The sequence below is a fragment of the Streptomyces genisteinicus genome (genome assembly GCF_014489615.1).
Taxonomy (GTDB): Bacteria; Actinomycetota; Actinomycetes; order Streptomycetales; family Streptomycetaceae; genus Streptomyces; species Streptomyces genisteinicus.
Genome location: NZ_CP060825.1, coordinates 4396508 through 4414480, shown reverse-complemented (window position 1 = coordinate 4414480; position 17973 = coordinate 4396508). Strand labels below are relative to the sequence as shown.

Sequence of the window (17973 nt, the reverse complement as noted above, 5' to 3'; positions counted from 1 at the left end):
CGGTCTCGCGGATCGGTCGCGCGGCCCGGGCGAACAACAGGTTGCACTTGCACAACACCTGTGGGTATCGGCTGGACAAAAAGTCGGCCAAGACATGACGATGAACCGCGCAGTGCCGCGGGCAGTGCCGGGGGGCCGGACATCGACGATCGTGCAGTACCTCCGCTCGGACCGCGTCGTCCCCGCACTTCCAACGGAGGAAACACCGCCATGAGCTTCGGCGACCCCAACAACCCGTACGCCCAGCAGGGCCAGCCGCAGGGCCAGCAGCCCGGCTACGGCTACCCCCAGGCCCCGCCGGTCCAGCCCTACGGCGGCGGCTACCCGACCGGTCCGACCGAGATGCCGGGCGCCGTCAAGGCCGCCCGCATATTCCTGTACATCATCGTCGTCTGCCAGGTCATCGTGGCCGGCATCTACGGCTACAGCATCTCCGAGTTCGACAAGACGACCTCGGAGCTCAGCGGCACCGACGCCGAGGTCTTCGCCGACCTCGGCAAGGGCGTGCTCGGCTTCCTGCTGGGCCTCTCCCTCGTCTTCGCCGCCCTCGGCCTCGCGCTCGCCCTCAAGTACGCGAGCGGCGGCAACGGCGTCCGCGTCTGCGCCATCGTCTACGGCTCGTTCGCCATCGTCAGCGGCATCTTCACCATCCCGGTGGGCCTGGTCACGCTGATCGTCGCGATCCTGCTGATCGTGTTCGCCGCGAAGCGCGACAGCGCCGAGTGGTTCAAGCGCCCGCGTCACTGACGCCCGCGGCGCGCCCCTGCCGGGGGCGCGCGCAGTGCTCTGCGCAAGGCCGTGGATCCCGCCCCGAGGGCGGTGGTCCGCGGCCTTCCGCGTATCCGGACCGCGGGTTTCCGCGCGCCGGGCCCGCGGCCTTGCGCATGTCCGGGCCGCGGCACCCCGTCGCCGGGCCGGGCACCCCGAGACCGGGCACCTCGCCACCGGTCGCCCGAGGCGCACCGGTGGCGGTCCGTCCGAGGCGCACCGGGCGAAAGGTGTGACCCCGCGGCACTCCGCTCCCTACGCTGGCGCCGAATCCCATCCGGGCAGGCACACGGGGGAGGACGGGAATGCACACGATCATCGTGGTACCGGCGGCCCGGGAGGCCGCCGCCGCGCCCGAACAGATCCGGCTCGGCCCCGGCGACCGGCTCCGCTTCGGCAGATCCGCCGCCGGGACGGAGCCGTTACGGCTGACCATCGACCATCCCGGGGTCTCCCGTACCGCAGGGGAGATCACCGCGGCGGGCACGCACTGGGCGCTCAGCAACTTCAGCCGCTCCAGCACCTACGTGGTGGAGAACCCGGAAGGCGCCGGGGAGCACATCAAGGTCGCCGCCGGACGCATCGGGGCGCCGGTGCCGTTCGAGTTCTCGCGGATCGTGCTGCCCGCGGCGGACGAACTGCTGAGCTTCGACGTCTGGGCGCCCCGGCACGACTACGCCGGCGAGACCGTCGACGCGTGCGACGGCGAACCGACCACGTCGGCCTTCCCGCTGGACCGCAGCAAACGCTACTTCCTGGTCCTGGCCGCCCTCTGCGAGCCGCGGCTGCGCGGGGCGCCGCACGCGCCCGCGCCGACGGTCGACCGGATCGCGGCCCGCCTGCGGCCGCTGTGGCCCGGCGCCAACCGGACCGCCGTGCAGTGGAACATCGACTACCTGGCCGTCAAGCTGCGCATCAAACCCGGCCCCGACACCGTCGAGCAGGGCCCCCGGCTGCACGGCAAGAAGGAGACCCTGGTCTCCCTCGCCCTCCGCTTCGACCTGGTCCGCGAGGACGACCTGGCCGTGCTCGCCGGCCCGCCGGGCGGTGGGTGCCGGTGACCGGTGGCGAGCAGTACGGGGTGGCCGACGTGGAGCGGGGGTACCGGGTCGGGCCCTGGACCGTGGAACGGGCCCTCGGCTCGGGCGCCTTCGGCCACGTCTACGCCGCACGGCACGAGGACGCCGCCGCCGAACCGGCCCGCGCCGCACTGAAGTTCCTGCCGACCGGCACCCACACCCCGAGGCAGCTGCGCCATCTGCGCGAACTCGCCGAGCGCGAGGTCGCCCTGCTGAGCAGGCTGCGCTCGCCGCGGCTGATCCGGATGCACGACGCGCTCACCGTCGACGACCCCGGCCACCCCGAACTCGACGGCGCCACCGTCCTCGTGCTGGAGGAGGCACGGAGCTCGCTGGACGCCCTGCTGACCGAGGACCGGACGCCCCGCTCGGGCCCGGAGCTGCTCGCCCAGGTCTGCGAGGGCCTCACCCAGCTCCACGACGCGGGCTGGGTGCACGGCGACCTCAAGCCCGGCAACGTCCTGCTGATGCCGGACGGCTCGGCACGGCTGGGCGACTTCAACCTGGCGCCCGAGCTCGACGGCACCCACGCCTACGCCCCGGCGTTCGCCACCGCCGACTACACGCCGCCGGAGCTGCTCTGGTCCGAGGTCGGCGAGCGCGGCATGCGCGTGCGGCAGACCGCGGACGTCTGGGCCTTCGGCGTCCTGGCGCACCTGGTCCTGACGGGCTCGCTCCCGCTGCCGGGCCCCACGCCGTCGGCCCGCCGGGACGCGGCCGTGCGCTACGCACGGGGCGAGGAGGACCTGCGGCTCTCCCCCGGTCTCCCGCCGCTCTGGCGGGAGATCGTGGCGGACTGCCTCGCCCGCACACACGAGGAACGCGCCCGGTACGGCTCCGCGGCCCTGCTGGAACGGGTGACGGCAGCGGCAGCGGGGCGACCGCACCGCAGGCGCCGGGCGCCCCGGCCGCTGCTCGTCGCGACGGCGGCCCTGACCGCCCTCGCGGCCGCCGGGTTCGGGACGCTGGCCCTGCTGCCGGAAGGGCAGCGGTCCGGTCCGGGAGACGGCCGGGACGCGGGGGCGGTCTCGGCCACGGTGACGGGACCGCCCTCGTCCGGCAGGACGCCGGCAGTGGCGGCGACCGGCTGGGACCGCTGCGCACCGGCTTCGGTCTGCTTCTTCACCGGCAGGGGCGGCACGGGTGAGATGTGCGCCTGGGAGGGCGACGAGTTCAACTGGACCGACGGGGCCGTCCGCTGCTCGTGGACGGGCAGCCGCCGCCCCGCCTCCGTCTACAACAACGGCGTCGCCGACCCCGACGGCTACGTCCACGTCGTCTACTACGCCGAGGAGGCGCTGCACCGGCGGCTCGGCTGCGTCGAACAGGGCGAGCGGCGTGATCTGGGAGAGGGAGCGGCGCGCATCCTCAGCCACATCTGGGCGAAGGCCTGCTGACCCGGGCGCGCCCGGGTCAGCAGGCCGCGCGCCGCGGGCGGTCGCGCGGACAGGCGCCCGCGCGGCACGGTCCCGCGGCGGCGGTGCGGCCGCGGGACCGTGGCCGCGGCGCGCGAGGCGCCGCGGCCGGGGAACGCGAGGGCCCGGAGGCCCGGGGGCCCGGAACTCCGAGCCCGGAGGCCGGAGGGAACTCAGTGGAAGAAGTGGCGCGTCCCGGTGAGGTACATCGTCACTCCGGCCTTCCGCGCGGCCTCGACGACGAGCTCGTCGCGGACCGAACCGCCGGGCTGCACCACGGCCTTGACGCCCGCGGCCGTCAGGATCTCCAGCCCGTCGGGGAAGGGGAAGAAGGCGTCCGACGCGGCGTAGGAACCGCGTGCGCGCTCCTCTCCCGCGCGCTCCACGGCCAGCTTGGCCGAGTCGACGCGGTTGACCTGGCCCATGCCGACGCCGACCGAGGCGCCGTCCTTCGCCAGCAGGATCGCGTTGGACTTGACCGCGCGGCACGCCTTCCAGGCGAAGGCCAGCTCCGCGAGCTCGTCGGCCGGGAGCGCCTCACCGGTGGCCAGCGTCCAGTTCGCCGGGTCGTCGCCGTCGGCCTGGAGGCGGTCGGCGACCTGGAGCAGCGCACCGCCGTCGATCGGCTTGAGCTCGACCGCGGCGGACGGGGCGCCCTCGGCGCGCAGCACCCGGATGTTCTTCTTCTTCGCCAGCACCTCGACCGCGCCGTCCTCGTAGCCGGGCGCGACGATCACCTCGGTGAAGATCTCGGCGACCTGCTCGGCCATGGCGACGGACACCGGGCGGTTGACGGCGATCACGCCGCCGAACGCGGAGAGCGGGTCGCAGGCGTGGGCCCGGCGGTGCGCCTCGGCCACATCGGCGCCGATAGCGATGCCGCACGGGTTGGCGTGCTTGATGATCGCGACGCATGGCTCGGCGTGGTCGTACGCGGCCCGGCGCGCGGCGTCGGTGTCCGTGTAGTTGTTGTACGACATCTCCTTGCCGTGCAGCTGCTCGGCCTGCGCGAGGCCGCCCGAGCCGGAGGTGTACAGCGCGGCGGGCTGGTGCGGGTTCTCGCCGTAGCGCAGCACGTTCTCGCGCTCCCAGGTGGCGCCCAGGAAGTCGGGGAAGCCGCTCTCGTCGGCCGCCGCGTAGGAGGACGCGAACCAGGAGGCCACCGCCACGTCGTACGCGGCGGTGTGCTGGAACGCCTCGCCGGCGAGCCGCTTGCGGGCCGGCAGGTCGAAGCCGCCCCCGCGGACGGCCGCGAGCACGTCCGGGTAGCGGGCGGGGCTGGTGACGACGGCCACGGACGGGTGGTTCTTGGCGGCGGCGCGGACCATGGACGGGCCGCCGATGTCGATCTGCTCGACGCACTCGTCGTCGCTCGCGCCGGAGGCGACGGTCTCCTTGAACGGGTACAGGTTCACGACCACCAGGTCGAACGGCTCCACGCCGAGCTCGGCGAGCTGCTCGCGGTGGGCGTCCAGCCGCAGATCGGCCAGGATGCCCGCGTGCACGCGGGGGTGCAGCGTCTTGACGCGGCCGTCCAGGCACTCGGGGAAGCCGGTCAGCTCCTCGACCTTGGTGACGGGGACGCCCGCGGCGGCGATCTTCGCGGCGGTGGAGCCGGTGGACACGAGCTCGACACCGGCCTCGTGCAGACCCCGGGCAAGCTCCTCGAGACCCGTCTTGTCGTAGACGCTGACCAGTGCGCGACGGATGGGCTTGTTACCCGACTTATTCACCGACATGAACCTTTCGTCCCTCAATGCGGTAGCCGTGCCGGGCGAGACGCCCCACGACCTCGACGAGCAGCGATCGCTCGACTTCCTTGATGCGCTCGTGGAGAGCGTCTTCGTCGTCCGTCTCCCGTACCTCGACCACGCCCTGGGCGATGATCGGGCCGGTGTCGACGCCGTCGTCGACGAGGTGGACGGTGCACCCGGTGACCTTCGCCCCGTACGCGAGCGCGTCCCGCACTCCGTGGGCACCGGGGAAACTGGGCAGCAGCGCGGGGTGGGTGTTGACGACCCGGCCGCCGAACCTCGCGAGGAACTCCTTCCCCACGATCTTCATGAAGCCGGCCGAGACCACGAGGTCCGGCTCGTGCGCGGCGGTCGCCTCGGTCAGGGCCGCGTCCCACTCCTCGCGGGTCGCGTAGTCCTTGACCCGGCGGACGAAGGTCGGCAGCCCGGCGCGCTCGGCGCGCTCCAGACCGGCGATTCCCGTCCGGTCCGCGCCGACGGCGACGACCTCTGCGCCGAACCCCTCGGGGTCGGCGGCGATCGCGTCGAGGAGGGCCTGGAGGTTCGTCCCCGATCCGGAGACCAGGACGACGAGGCGGGCGGCGGCCACAGGGGGACTCTTTTCGCGTTACGGTGCGGCTTTGTAGGGTCGTACGAACACTTCGCGTCCCCGGATACGGGGAACTCTACGAAGGGGCCGACCGTCAGCAACGATACCGGCACACAGCCCGGCCCCCGCGGGACGGGGGCGTGGCCGGGAGGTAGCGTCTGGGGGCAGAGCCCGCGCCCGGGCGGGCTCGAAGCGGGCTTGACGAGGGGAAGACGTTCACCAGATGCCGGACCGACGCCACCGTACGGACCTCCTGTTGCTGCGGGAGCGCCAGTCCACGGACGACGACAACCCGTTCGCGCCGCCGCCCGAGGGCAGGCCGGACCAGCCCTGGCAGCCCCGCCACCCGGCGGACGGCTCGTCCGGCTCCTCGTCGTCCGGGGACCCGTCGAACCCCTCCGGACCCGACCGTGACGGCGACGGTCCGTCGCAGGGCGGCAGCCGGTGGAGCAGCCGCCAGCCCGGCCGCTCCGGCGGCGGCTTCGGCGGCCGCCCCGGCCGCAAGGGCGACCAGAACGGCCCCGAGGGCGGCGGCCCCGGCGGCGGCCTGCGCTGGGACCCGACCGACCCGCTCCAGCGCCGGGCGCGGTACGCGCTGCTCGGCGGCATGTGGGCGTTCTTCTTCGCCCTCTTCGACTTCCCGGAGATCGCCCTGCTGCTGGGCGCCCTCGCCGTCTACTGGGCCGTCAGCTCCCTGCGCGGCAAGCCGGTCGCGGCGCCGGCTCCTGACGCGGCGAACGCCCAAGGGCGCGCGCCCCAGCCTGCGGGGGCACGGCCCCCGCAGCGGCAGGCGAGCAGGCCGCAGATCACCGCGGCGACGAGCGGCCTGGTGATGGCGGGCATCGCCCTGCTGATCGTGGCGGCGTCCTTCGCGGCGCAGCTCGTCTACCGCGACTACTACACGTGCGTGAACGACGCCCTGACCAAGTCCGGCCAGATGGCCTGCAACGACCTGCTCCCCGAGCCGCTGCGCGACGTCATCGGCGTCCAGGAGTAGCACCGGCACCGCCTGCGCATCCCCGCTCACGGCCCGGCCCCGGAACCTTCCGGGGCCGGGCCGTCGGCATGCCGGGGGTCGGGGGGCCGGGTGCGGGGGCGAGGGTGGCGGCTGCTCCCGATGGCGGAGGCTCGCCCGGGAGGCGGGTGCGGCGGGGACCGTCCGGGGCCCGGACCGCGGCCGTCAGGACCGCGCCCCCGGCGGCGCGGGCTCGTCGTCCGGGCCCGCGGTCGGCGGGCGCGGGGCCTCGCCGTCGGGGGCTGCTGCCGGCGGTGGCTCCTCGGCGGGCCCGTCGCCGGAGTCCTTCGCGGGCGGGGGTGCGGCGGGCTCCTCGGCACGCACGGGCGACGGCGCGGACGGGAACGGCGTCCTGCGGGCGGACCAGGCCTCCGCGGGAAGGACGTCGTACAGCTCGAAGTCGTCCTCCAGGTCGAACACGTCCGCCTCCCCGCCGCCCGCCCCGGCGGCGCCCGCGGCGTCCGCGGCGCCCGCCCCGGCCGGCACGGCGGTGTCCGTGCCGGGGAGGCCGTCACCTCCGCCCCCGCTCTCCTCGCGTGCGCTCCGCGGCACCCGCACTCGCCAGGCCCTGATCCCCAGGGCCAGGGGAACGGCGAGCAGTGCCGTCCACAGGAGGGCGGCGGCCCCGGTCAGCCACCACGCCGGGCCGAACTCGGCCAGCCGCCCGGCCCCCAGGGGGCCGCCCGCCGCCGCGGCCGCCGCGGCGGTGAGCACCGCGCAGCCCGCCGCTCCGAGGAGTGCGGTGAGCGCCGTGCCGCCGGCCGACCAGGCGTCCTCCCGTTCGCCGTACCGGGGCGCCGCCGCGTCCGCCGTGCGCCAGGCGATCAGCAGGGCCGCCGCCACGGGGATCGCCGCCCCCGCCCAGTGCACCGCCTCGCCCGGACCGCGGCCGGGGACCGCGGCGAGCAGCGGGAAGTCCGGCAGCGCCGGCCTCCCGGTCAGGGCGAACGGGGTGGCCGTCGCCCCGGTGCCCAGCGCGAACCCGGCCCCCAGTCCGTAGGAGGCGGCCCACACCGCCGCGTTCGGCAGCAGCGCGAGGGCCAGGAGCACCACGGCCAGCCGCCCCGACCAGTCGTCCGCGAGACCGGACAGCGATTCCTGCGCGGCCGGTCCGTGCCACACCAGAGAGGCGACGGCCAGGACGGCGCCTCCCCCGAGCAGGACGCACACCGCGCCGAAGCCCGAACGGAGCGCCACCCGGGCCCCGGTGCGCGCGAGAGCCACCCGCAGCCGCCGCGGCACCGAGGCGGGCAGCGGCCCGAACGGCCGCCCGTGCGCGTTCCACGCGCCGAACGCCGCCGAGCCGAACGCCACGAGCGGCAGGTGCATCATCGCGCTCTCCGGGAGCGCGGCAAACGGTCCGCCCGCGGCGTAGAGCACCACGGGTGCCGCGACCAGCATGTAGCCGCTGGTCGTCGCCGCGAGGACGGACGGGACGGACGGCACCGGCCGGGTCTCGGCCTCCTCGTCGGGCCGCTCCAGCGCCTCGCGCGCCGCCCGGTGCGCGAGCCAGACGGGCAGGGCGGTGAGGAGCAGCGGCACCAGGCCCATCGGGGCGGGGACGGCGGACACCGTGTCCGTGCGGAGGAGCTCGGTGCCGTGCGCGAGCAGCCACGTCGCGGCGGCCACGCGCAGCGCGCCGCCGGAACCGCTGTCCGGATAGGGGGAGCTGATCCACAGCACCATCACGAGCACCGTGATCGCCCCGAGCCCGAGCCCGGCGGCCGTCGCACCGCGCACGAAGGCGCCGACGACCGCCCCGGTCGCACTGGCGTGGACGGTGGTCCGGTGCGGGGGGACCGCGAGGCTCTGATCGGTCGTCTGGGTCACGCGGCCATGCTCCCAACGACACGCGCTATGTCCGCGTAACAGGCGAATGGCCGTGGTGTCGCACAAAATACGTTTGTCTGTTTTCCTGCCTGCTAGAGCGCTGCATGGAGCCTCATATGACTCAGAGCACCGCATCGTCCGCGCCGGGGTCGCCACTGCCGCCGCCCAAGGAACGCCGCAGGCTCCGCGAGGCCCGCTCGCTGACGGAGGCTCAACTCGCGGCCGTGGTGGGCGTCACCAAGGCGACGCTCCGGTCCTGGGAGACCGGTCGCACCAGCCCGCGGGGACGCAAGCGCGAGGCGTACGCGAAGGTGCTCGCCGCGTACGAGGCGGAACTCGCCGGGACACCCGGCACGCCGGGTCGCGCGGACCGTCCCGAACAGACGGCATCGGCCGAGCCGACGGCCCGGCCCGAACCGGCGGCCCCGGCCGAACCGCCGGAGGTGCCGACGGCCGCGGGTTCCGACGGCGCGTCAGGAGTTGCCGCGAAGGCCGCTCCCCCGCTCCCCGCCGCTCCCGGGGGCGATGCCACGTCTCCCGGCCCGGCCGCGCACCCGGTCACGAACACGGGCGCGGAGACCGACACGGGCGCTGAGACCGCCACCGCGACCGCGACCGCCACCGCGGCTCCGCGCGAGGCGCACGCGCCCGGCGCGGACCTGACCGGTGGTGCGCCCCTCACCCCCGAGGAGGCGTTCGACCTGCTCTACACCCGTGCCGCGGCCGGTCTCGTGCGCCAGACCTTCGTCCTCACCGGCCGCCGCCGCCTCGCGCACCGGTCGGTCGAGCACGCCTTCCGGCTGGCCTGGCAGCGATGGCCCGAGGTCGCGACGGACCGCGACCCCACGGGCTGGGTGCGGGCCGCCGCGTACGAGTACGCGATGTCGCCCTGGCACCGTCTGCGCCCCGCCCACCGCCACCCCGACGAGCCGCCCGCCGACGCGGCCCGGAGCGAACTCCTCACCGCCCTGCACACGCTGCCGCCGGCCTGCCTGCGCACCCTGCTGCTCTACGACGGCCTCGGGCTCGACCTGCCCGAGACGGCCGCCGAGACCGAGGCCAGCACACCCGCCGCCGCCGCACGCGTCCTGCACGCGCGCGAGGCGGTGGCCGGACGCGTCCCCCGCCTGGCGGCGGAGGCGGCGCTCCAGGACGAGCTGCGGGCGCTCGCCACCGGGGGTCCCGACCCCGCCCCGCCGCCGGCCCGCGAGGTGCGCACCGGCTGCGAGCGGAGTGCCGAGGTGTGGACCAGGGTGGTCGTCGTCGCGACGGCGCTCATCGCGGCCGCCACGGTGATCGCACTGCTCACCTCGCCCGGCCACTACGAGCCGCCGATGCCGCCGACCCGGCAGGTCGAGGGGGTCCCGGCGCCCCACAGCGGGCCCGAGCGCCTCACCGCCGAGGACCGCAAGCTGCGGGACCGGCTCGCCGCCGAGCCCGCGGCGGGCCCGGAGCGCCTGCTGCCGGGCCTCGGCTGAACGGCGGACATGCGTGAGGGCCCGCCCCCGGCGAACCGGGGGCGGGCCCTCACGCGTGCCGGGCGCCGTGCGGTGCCCGGTGGAGACGTCAGCCTGTGCGGACGTCAGCCCGCGAGGATGGCGCGCGCCAGCTTGGCGGTCTCGGTCGGCGTCTTGCCGACCTTCACGCCGGCGGCCTCCAGGGCCTCCTTCTTCGCCTGGGCGGTGCCGGAGGAGCCGGAGACGATGGCACCGGCGTGGCCCATGGTCTTGCCCTCGGGCGCGGTGAAGCCCGCGACGTAGCCGACGACCGGCTTGGTGACGTTGGCCTTGATGAAGTCGGCCGCACGCTCCTCGGCGTCGCCGCCGATCTCGCCGATCATGACGATCAGGTCGGTCTCGGGGTCGGCCTCGAACGCGGCGAGCGCGTCGATGTGCGTGGTGCCGATGACCGGGTCGCCACCGATGCCGACCGCGGACGAGAAGCCGATGTCACGCAGCTCGTACATCATCTGGTAGGTCAGGGTGCCGGACTTGGACACCAGACCGATGCGGCCGGGCTTGGTGATGTCGCCCGGGATGATGCCGGCGTTGGACTGGCCCGGCGTGATGAGGCCGGGGCAGTTCGGGCCGATGATGCGGGTCTTGTTGCCCTTCGACGTCGCGTACGCCCAGAAGGCGGCGGAGTCGTGGACGGCGATGCCCTCGGTGATGACGACCGCGAGCGGGATCTCGGCGTCGATGGCCTCGACGACGGCGGCCTTGGCGAAGGCCGGCGGCACGAAGAGGACGGATACGTCGGCGCCCGTCTTCTCCATCGCCTCGGCGACGGAGCCGAAGACCGGTACGTCGGTGCCGTCGAAGTCGACGGAGGTGCCGGCCTTGCGCGGGTTGACACCGCCGACGATGTTGGTGCCGTCGCCGAGCATCAGCTTGGTGTGCTTCATGCCCGTGGCACCGGTCATGCCCTGGACGATGACCTTGCTGTCCTTGTTCAGGAAGATAGCCATGGTTCTACAGTCCCTCTTCCCTTACTTGGCCGCAGCGGCGAGCTCGGCGGCCTTGTCGGCCGCGCCGTCCATGGTGTCCACGCGCTGCACCAGCGGGTGGTTGGCGTCGGAGAGGATCTTGCGACCCAGTTCCGCGTTGTTGCCGTCGAGGCGGACGACCAGCGGCTTGGTGACCGCCTCGCCCTTGTCGGCGAGCAGGGCGAGCGCCTGGACGATGCCGTTGGCGACCTCGTCGCAGGCGGTGATGCCGCCGAAGACGTTGACGAAGACGGACTTGACGTCCGGGTCGCCGAGGATGATCTCCAGGCCGTTCGCCATCACCTGGGCGGACGCGCCGCCGCCGATGTCGAGGAAGTTGGCCGGCTTCACGCCGCCGTGGTTCTCACCGGCGTACGCGACGACGTCCAGGGTCGACATGACCAGGCCGGCACCGTTGCCGATGATGCCGACCTCGCCCTCGAGCTTCACGTAGTTGAGGTTCTTGGCCTTGGCGGCAGCCTCGAGCGGGTTGGCTGCGGCGTGGTCCACGAACTCCTCGTGACCCGGCTGACGGAACTCGGCGTTCTCGTCGAGGGAGACCTTGCCGTCCAGCGCCAGGATGTCGCCGCTCGCGACCTTGGCGAGCGGGTTCACCTCGACGAGGAGCGCGTCCTCGGCGATGAAGGTGTCCCAGAGGGTGACCAGGACCTCGGCGACCTTCTCGGCGACCTCGGCCGGGAACTGCGCCTGCGCGACGATGTCGCGGGCCTTCTCGATGGTGACGCCGGTGTTGGCGTCGACCGGGACCTTCGCGAGCTTCTCGGGGGTCTTCTCGGCGACCTCCTCGATGTCCATGCCGCCGGCGACGGACGCCATGGCGAGGAAGGTGCGGTTGGTGCGGTCGAGGAGGTACGAGACGTAGTACTCCTCGACGATCTCCGGAGCGGTCTCCGCGATCATCACCTTGTGGACCGTGTGGCCCTTGATGTCCATCCCGAGGATGTCCGTCGCGCGGGCGACGGCCTCGTCCGGGGTGGCGGCCAGCTTCACGCCACCCGCCTTGCCGCGGCCGCCGACCTTGACCTGCGCCTTGACGACCGACTTGCCGCCCAGTCGCTCAGTCGCCTCGCGCGCCGCCTCAGGCGTGTCGATGACTTCACCGGCCAGCACCGGTACACCGTGCTTGGCGAAGAGGTCCCTCGCCTGGTACTCGAACAGGTCCACGCGCGTCCGTCCCTTTTCTGATGATCGCGGTCGTTGTCTGCGTGGGCAGTGCCGCGAAGGGCAACGTGACGAGCACTGTCACAAGGGAGGCACACACGGTGTCCGTGGGCGCGGCATGTCCGCCTGGCAGGTTATCCCCGCATCGCACGCCTCCCTAAATCGCAGATCACACCTGGGCGGTGATTACGGTCACAGACCCCGTGCTCACCTGCGTGTACCGCGGGCTGTGAGCGGCCGCGCGCCGTACGCCACGGTCCCGGCCCGGCGGGCCGGGCACCTGGTCAGCGCGGGTCCCGGTCCGGCGGCGGCACACGGGCGGTCCGCACGGGCCGGCCCCGCGGTCCCCCGGGCCACCCGGGGCACGCGGCGCGGCCGCACCCGGCGGTCCGTACGCCCACACGGTGGACGGACCGCGATCAGGCGGTGACCGGTACCGGCAGGGGCCGCTTCTCGATCGCCGCGGCCATCACCTCGGGGAAGAGGTCCGGAGTGCAGGCGAACGCCGGGACGCCGAGAGCGGCCAGCGCCCCCGCGTGCTCCCGGTCGTAGGCCGGCGTCCCCTCGTCCGACAGGGCCAGCAGCGCGACGAACCGCACACCGGCCGCCGTCATCGCGGCGACCCGCTTCAGCATCTCGTCGCGTATGCCGCCCTCGTAGAGGTCGCTGATCAGCACGACGACCGTGTCCGCGGGGCGGGTGATCCGCGACTGGCAGTAGGCGAGGGCCCGGTTGATGTCCGTCCCGCCGCCGAGCCGGGTGCCGAAGAGCACGTCGACCGGGTCGTCCAGCCGGTCGGTGAGGTCGGCGACGGCGGTGTCGAAGACGACCAGTCGGGTGTCGAGGGACCGCATCGACGCGAGGACCGCCCCGAAGACGGACGCGTACACGACGGAGGCCGCCATGGAGGCGGACTGGTCGATGCAGAGCACCACGTCCTTCTTCACCGACCGCGACGCGCGTGCGTAGCCGACGAGCCGCTCGGGGACGACCGTGCCGTGCTCGGGGAGGTAGTTCCGCAGGTTCGCCCGGATCGTGCGGTCCCAGTCGATGTCGCGCCGCCGGGGGCGGCCGACCCGCGCGGAGCGGTCCAGCGCGCCGGTCAGCGCGGACCGGGTGCGGGAGGCGAGCCTCTTCTCCAGGTCGTCGACGACCTTGCGGACGACGGCCCGTGCCGTCTCCTTCGTCGTCTCCGGCATCGCCTTGCCGAGCGAGAGCAGGGTGCCCACCAGGTGCACGTCCGCCTCGACCGCCTCCAGCATCTCGGGCTCCAGGAGCAGTGCGGACAGACCGAGCCGGTCGATCGCGTCGCGCTGCATCACCTGGACCACGGAGCCGGGGAAGTAGGTGCGGATGTCCCCCAGCCAGCGGGCCACCGAGGGAGCGGAGGCACCCAGGCCGCCCGCCCTGGCGCCGCCTCTGCCCTGACCGGCGTGCCGGCTGCCGTAGAGGGAGGCGAGGGCGCCGTCCATGGCAGCGTCGGTGCCGCCGAGCGCAACGCCCGTGCCGTCGGCGGCGTCGCCGCCGAGCACCAGCCGCCATCGCCGCAGCCGCTCGTCGTGCGCGTCCCGGGCTGCCGCCACCGGGGCGGGCGCACCGCTCCCGGCCGCCGGGCCCGCCGGTGGCGCCGTCGCCGGCGGAACGGCCGGTGGGGTCGTCATCGCATCGCTCCCGTGCTCGTCACTTCCGCGCCGGTCGGCCCCGCGCCGCAGTGCCCTGCGCCGGCCGGTCCCGCGCCGTGCTCGTGCCCGGTCGCGGCGGGGCGGCCCGGTGGTGGCGGCACGCTCCGTGCGCCGGGTCCGGGCGCGCGGCCGGCGCCCAGCAGGAGTCGCACCACGGGCAGCACCGCATCGGCCCGTGCCTCGTCGATGCCGGGTCCGAAGCCCGGGGCGGCGGGCTCGGGGGCCGCCGCGGCGTCCGAGCCCGCCGGACCGCGGCGGACCAGCTCTCCGAGGGTGCGGCGGACGGCCGGCTCGTACGCCGAGAACGTGCGGCGCAGCAGGGGCAGGACTCCGGTGAAGGCGTCCGCGGGCACACCGGTCAGCCAGGTGTCCACCAGCCCGAGCAGCCGTTCGTCGTGGACGAGCAGCAGCCCGCCGCCGGACTCGCCGCCCACGAAGCCCTCGATCCAGGCCGCGGCACGGGCGGGCGGGACGGCGGGCGAGAGGGCGAGGCCCATCAGCCGGGCCGCCTCCTCCTCCGCGAGCTGCCCCTCGTCCAGCAGCAGCCGTGCCGCCCGGCCCCGTACGACGCCCGGCACGGTGTCCCGGGAGGCGAGCCGGAGCAGCACCTCGCGCCAGCGGGCGGTGATCACGGCCGCGTCGGGAAGCAGGCCGACCGCCGTGTGCACGCCGTCGATCAGGCCGCGCATCTCCGTGGCCGCGTCCGCGTCGAGCCCGGTGCAGGCCGGGGGCAGGCCGACGCAGATCCGCTGCGCCAGGCCCGTGGCCACCTCGCCGAGCGCCGCGGTGTCGGTGGACCGGACGTCTCCGTAGCGCAGCGAGCGGGCGAGCGCGGGGAGGGCACGGGCGAGGTGGCCGACGTCCGTGTCGAGCGCGGCACGGTCGGCCAGGGCCGCCATCACGACGGGCAGCGCCTCGGGCAGTCCGGCCAGCAGACACCGCTCGGCCAGGTCCGTGACCTCTCCGAGCGATCCGGCGGAGGCGGCGTCGGCGCAGGCCTTCGCCGTGGCCGCGGCGAGCACCGTGGTGCCCCAGCCGCCGGCCTCGGCCACCCGGACGGAGAGTTCGGGCTCCCAGCGCAGCCGCCACGTCTCGCGGAAGGTGCCGGTGCCGCCGCGGCCCGCGGCCGGCTCGCCCCAGCGGATGCCGAGGAGCCGCAGCCGGTGGAGCAGCAGGCTCCGGGCGGTGTCGCCGTCCTTGCGGAGGTCGAGTTCCAGGGCCCGCTCCGCCGCCTCCGGCTTCAGCCGCAGGCGGCGCTGCTGCCGGTCGAGATCCCGTTGCAGGGGCACCGCGGGCGCGGCGTCCGGCACCTCGCCGAGCACGTCCCCGACGACGAGCCGGTCCGCCACCAGGCCGAGCGGGACGTCGGAGCCGTCGCACATCACCGCGCGGACGGCGTCGGTGGCCTCCCCGAGCCCGGCGAGCGGGCGGCCCCGGACGACCGCGAGGGTCTCGGCCAGGCGCACGGCCTCGATGACGTGCGCGGGGGACACCGGACGGTCCTCCGCGCGCAGCAGTCCGGCGACCCTGGTCATCCAGCGTTCGACGGGCCTGTCGGGGGCCTCGAAGAGGTGGCCGTACCAGCCGGGCGCGTCGATGCCCGCTCCGTACCCGGAACTCCGGGAGAGCCTGCGGTGGGTCCAGGGGACCCAGGTCGTCTCCGCCCTGACCTTCGGCAGCCCCTTGAGGAGGGCCCGGTCGGCGGCGACCGTGTGCCGCTCGGCGAGGGCGGGCACGTGCCAGGCCCCGCAGACGACGGCGACGGCGTCGCCGAACTCCTTGCGCGCGGCCCGCAGGGCGAGCCGCATATGGGCCTCGCGGACCAGGTCCCGCTCGTGGCCGCCGTGCCCGTACGTCTCCCGCAGCGCCCCGATCGCCTCGGCGAGCGCGGCGAAGGGGGCGAGGGCGTCGGCCGTCGCGTCGGCGCCGCGGTGCTCGACGACGTCCTCCCACCAGCGTTCGGGGTCGTCGTGGCCGGCTGCCTCGGCGAGCACCCGGATCGGGTCGATCCGCACGCCCGGACCGCCGTCGGGCGGGTCCTGCGCCGGGCCGTCCCCGGCCGGCGGCCCGTCAAGAGCCCCGTCGTCCCCGGCCGCGGGCGCCGGGGTGCCGCCGGAGGGGTCCAGGGCGAGGGAGTGCGCCGCCGGCAGGTCGATGAAGCGGACCGGCACGTCGTGCGCCAGAGCCCACCGGAGGGCCACCCACTCGGGGCTGAAGGCGGCGAACGGCCAGAACGCCGAGCGGCCCGGATCACCGGCGACGTGGGCGAGGAGGGCGACCGGGGGCCGCATCCGTTCGTCGGCGGCGAGGTGGAGCAGCCCGTCGCCCTCCGGGGGTCCCTCGATCAGGACCGCCGCGGGCGCCGCCGCGTCGAGCGCCGCACCGACGGCGCGGGCCGAGCCCGGACCGTGGTGACGGACCCCCAGGAGGAGCGGGCCGGTCATCCGCTCACCTCGCGGCAGGCGCGGTAGAAGTCCTTCCAGCCGTCCCGCTCGCGCACCACGGTCTCCAGGTACTCCTGCCAGATCACGCGGTCGGCCGCGGGGTCCCGGACGACCGCGCCGAGGATGCCGGCCGCCACGTCCTGGGGCCGCAGCACGCCGTCGCCGAAGTGCGCGGCGAGCGCGAGGCCGCCGGTGACGACGGAGATCGCCTCGGCCGTGGAGAGCGTGCCCGAGGGGGACTTGAGCCTGGTGCGTCCGTCGGCGGAGACGCCGTCCCGCAGTTCACGGAAGACGGTGACCACCCGGCGGATCTCCTCCAGCCCCTCGGGCGCGGCCGGCAGGTCGAGCGAGCGCCCGAGCTGGTCCACCCGGCGGGCGACGATGTCGACCTCGGCTTCGGGGGTGGCGGGGAGCGGCAGGACGACGGTGTTGAACCGCCTGCGCAGGGCGCTGGACAGGTCGTTGACGCCGCGGTCGCGGTCGTTGGCCGTGGCGATCAGGTTGAACCCGCGGACGGCCTGGACCTCTTCGCCCAGCTCCGGCACCGGCAGCGTCTTCTCGGACAGGATCGTGATGAGGGTGTCCTGGACGTCCGCCGGGATGCGGGTCAGTTCCTCGACGCGCGCCGTCATGCCCTCCGCCATGGCGCGCATGACCGGGCTGGGGACGAGGGCGTCACGGCTCGGGCCCTGGGCGATGAGCCGCGCGTAGTTCCAGCCGTAGCGGACGGCTTCCTCGGGGGTGCCCGCCGTCCCCTGCACCAGCAGCGTCGAGTCGCCGCTGACGGCGGCCGCCAGGTGCTCCGAGAGCCAGGTCTTGGCCGTGCCGGGGACACCGAGGAGCAGCAGCGCCCGGTCGGTCGCCAGGGTGGTGACGGCGACTTCGACGATCCGGCGCGGGCCGACGTACTTCGGCGTGACGAGGGTGCCGTCGGCGAGCGTGCCGCCGAGGAGGTAGGTGGCGACCGCCCAGGGGGAGAGCCGCCAGTTGGCCGGGCGCGGGCGGTCGTCGTGCGCGGCGAGCGCCTCCAGTTCGGCGGCGAAGGCGTCCTCGGCGTGCGGCCGCAGTGCCTCGGCCGGCCGGCTCGTCCCGGTGACGGACACGGTCATGGATCCCCCTCCAGATCGTTCGATCCGTTCGGGGACAACCGTGCACCACGCCACTGACAGTGGGCCGTTGCCGCAGGTCACCGAGGTGGTGACCCGCGGCCGGAGGACGGGCCGCGGCTACTCGGCGCCGACCGGCGACTCGCCGATGCAGCCGCCGGCGGTCACCAGCCCTTCGCCGGTCTCCTCCGCGAGCACCTTGCCCTCGTGGGTGATCCTGCAGGTGACCTTCGCGCCCGTCAGGTCGGCGGCGGTGGGGATCACGCCCGACGGCATGATGCCGCGCAGGGTGACCGTCTTCTTCCAGGGCAGGTCGGGCTTGTCGACCGTGGTGATCGACGGTTCCAGCGCCTTGCCCCCGCCGTCGTGGTAGCTGATCGAGTCCACGTTGCTGCCCGTGACCTCGTAGGTGACCTCGTAGGTGTCGTTGACCGCCCTGTCGACCGTGTCCACGGCCTCGGCGCAGGCGGTGGCACCGAGGGCGAGAGCCGCCGCTGCGGCGACGCCGCAGGCGGAGCGGGCGAATCGGTTCATACGGGACCTCGGTTCTCGGGGCGCAGACTGGGGAGGATCAGTGTAAAGGGAAGGCAAAGGCCGGAGCGGCCGGGAGAGTTCGCAGGTCGG

At 74.8% G+C, this 17973-nt stretch carries 14 protein-coding genes; 5 read left to right on the top strand and 9 right to left on the bottom strand.

Annotated elements, in window-relative coordinates:
• Positions 1-210: 210 nt before the first annotated feature.
• The 3 genes from IAG43_RS19270 (at position 211) to IAG43_RS19260 (ending at position 3244) form a co-directional block, all read left to right on the top strand.
• A complete protein-coding gene (locus IAG43_RS19270; protein ID WP_187741944.1) occupies positions 211-747 on the top strand; it encodes a hypothetical protein in 537 nt (178 codons plus the stop codon).
• A 326-nt stretch (positions 748-1073) separates the two neighbouring features.
• Positions 1074-1829 carry an FHA domain-containing protein gene (locus tag IAG43_RS19265; RefSeq protein WP_187741943.1) on the top strand — a complete coding sequence of 252 codons (756 nt, stop codon included), beginning with the start codon at positions 1074-1076 and terminating at the stop codon, positions 1827-1829.
• A complete protein-coding gene (locus IAG43_RS19260) occupies positions 1826-3244 on the top strand; it encodes a protein kinase domain-containing protein (RefSeq protein WP_187741942.1) in 1419 nt (472 codons plus the stop codon). Before IAG43_RS19265 ends, IAG43_RS19260 begins: the two co-directional genes overlap by 4 nt.
• 191 nt (positions 3245-3435) lie before the next feature.
• On the opposite strand, the gene purH is transcribed toward IAG43_RS19260, so the two are convergent.
• Both purH and purN read right to left on the bottom strand, forming a co-directional pair.
• Complete coding sequence (purH, locus tag IAG43_RS19255) at positions 3436-5001, bottom strand: bifunctional phosphoribosylaminoimidazolecarboxamide formyltransferase/IMP cyclohydrolase (protein WP_187741941.1); 1566 nt, start codon at positions 4999-5001, stop codon at positions 3436-3438.
• Positions 4988-5605, bottom strand: coding sequence for a phosphoribosylglycinamide formyltransferase (gene purN / locus IAG43_RS19250; protein WP_187741940.1), 618 nt, complete (start codon positions 5603-5605; stop codon positions 4988-4990). The genes purH and purN overlap by 14 nt, the downstream gene beginning before the upstream one ends.
• A 223-nt stretch (positions 5606-5828) precedes the next feature.
• On the opposite strand from purN, the gene IAG43_RS19245 reads away from it, so the two are divergent.
• A complete protein-coding gene (locus tag IAG43_RS19245) occupies positions 5829-6602 on the top strand; it encodes a hypothetical protein (protein ID WP_187741939.1) in 774 nt (257 codons plus the stop codon).
• A gap of 183 nt (positions 6603-6785) precedes the next feature.
• Here the strand turns inward: IAG43_RS19245 and IAG43_RS19240 are convergent, their stop codons facing one another.
• Positions 6786-8450: a cell division protein PerM gene (locus IAG43_RS19240; RefSeq protein WP_187741938.1), complete on the bottom strand. Its 1665-nt coding sequence runs from the start codon at positions 8448-8450 to the stop codon at positions 6786-6788.
• A 116-nt stretch (positions 8451-8566) separates the two neighbouring features.
• Here IAG43_RS19240 and IAG43_RS19235 point away from each other — a divergent pair, with 116 nt between their 5' ends.
• Positions 8567-9928, top strand: a complete 1362-nt coding sequence (locus IAG43_RS19235) for a helix-turn-helix domain-containing protein (protein ID WP_187741937.1) — start codon at positions 8567-8569, stop codon at positions 9926-9928.
• A 104-nt stretch (positions 9929-10032) separates the two neighbouring features.
• Here the strand turns inward: IAG43_RS19235 and sucD are convergent, their stop codons facing one another.
• The 6 genes from sucD to IAG43_RS19205 all read right to left on the bottom strand — a co-directional run bounded on the left by sucD (position 10033) and on the right by IAG43_RS19205 (position 17883).
• Positions 10033-10917 carry a succinate--CoA ligase subunit alpha gene (gene sucD, locus IAG43_RS19230; RefSeq protein WP_187741936.1) on the bottom strand — a complete coding sequence of 295 codons (885 nt, stop codon included), beginning with the start codon at positions 10915-10917 and terminating at the stop codon, positions 10033-10035.
• A 21-nt stretch (positions 10918-10938) separates the two neighbouring features.
• Positions 10939-12120 (bottom strand): ADP-forming succinate--CoA ligase subunit beta, encoded by a 1182-nt coding sequence (gene sucC / locus IAG43_RS19225; protein ID WP_187741935.1) that lies wholly within the window; start codon positions 12118-12120, stop codon positions 10939-10941.
• 416 nt (positions 12121-12536) lie between these two features.
• A complete protein-coding gene (locus IAG43_RS19220) occupies positions 12537-13778 on the bottom strand; it encodes a VWA domain-containing protein (RefSeq protein WP_187741934.1) in 1242 nt (413 codons plus the stop codon).
• Complete coding sequence (locus tag IAG43_RS19215; RefSeq protein WP_223005946.1) at positions 13775-16243, bottom strand: DUF5682 family protein; 2469 nt, start codon at positions 16241-16243, stop codon at positions 13775-13777. Before IAG43_RS19215 ends, IAG43_RS19220 begins: the two co-directional genes overlap by 4 nt.
• On the bottom strand, positions 16240-17352 hold the full coding sequence (locus tag IAG43_RS19210; protein ID WP_187741933.1) for an ATP-binding protein: 1113 nt from the start codon (positions 17350-17352) through the stop codon (positions 16240-16242). Before IAG43_RS19210 ends, IAG43_RS19215 begins: the two co-directional genes overlap by 4 nt.
• Positions 17353-17469: 117 nt before the next feature.
• Positions 17470-17883, bottom strand: a complete 414-nt coding sequence (locus IAG43_RS19205; RefSeq protein WP_187741932.1) for an MmpS family transport accessory protein — start codon at positions 17881-17883, stop codon at positions 17470-17472.
• Between the last annotated feature and the right edge of the window lie 90 nt (positions 17884-17973).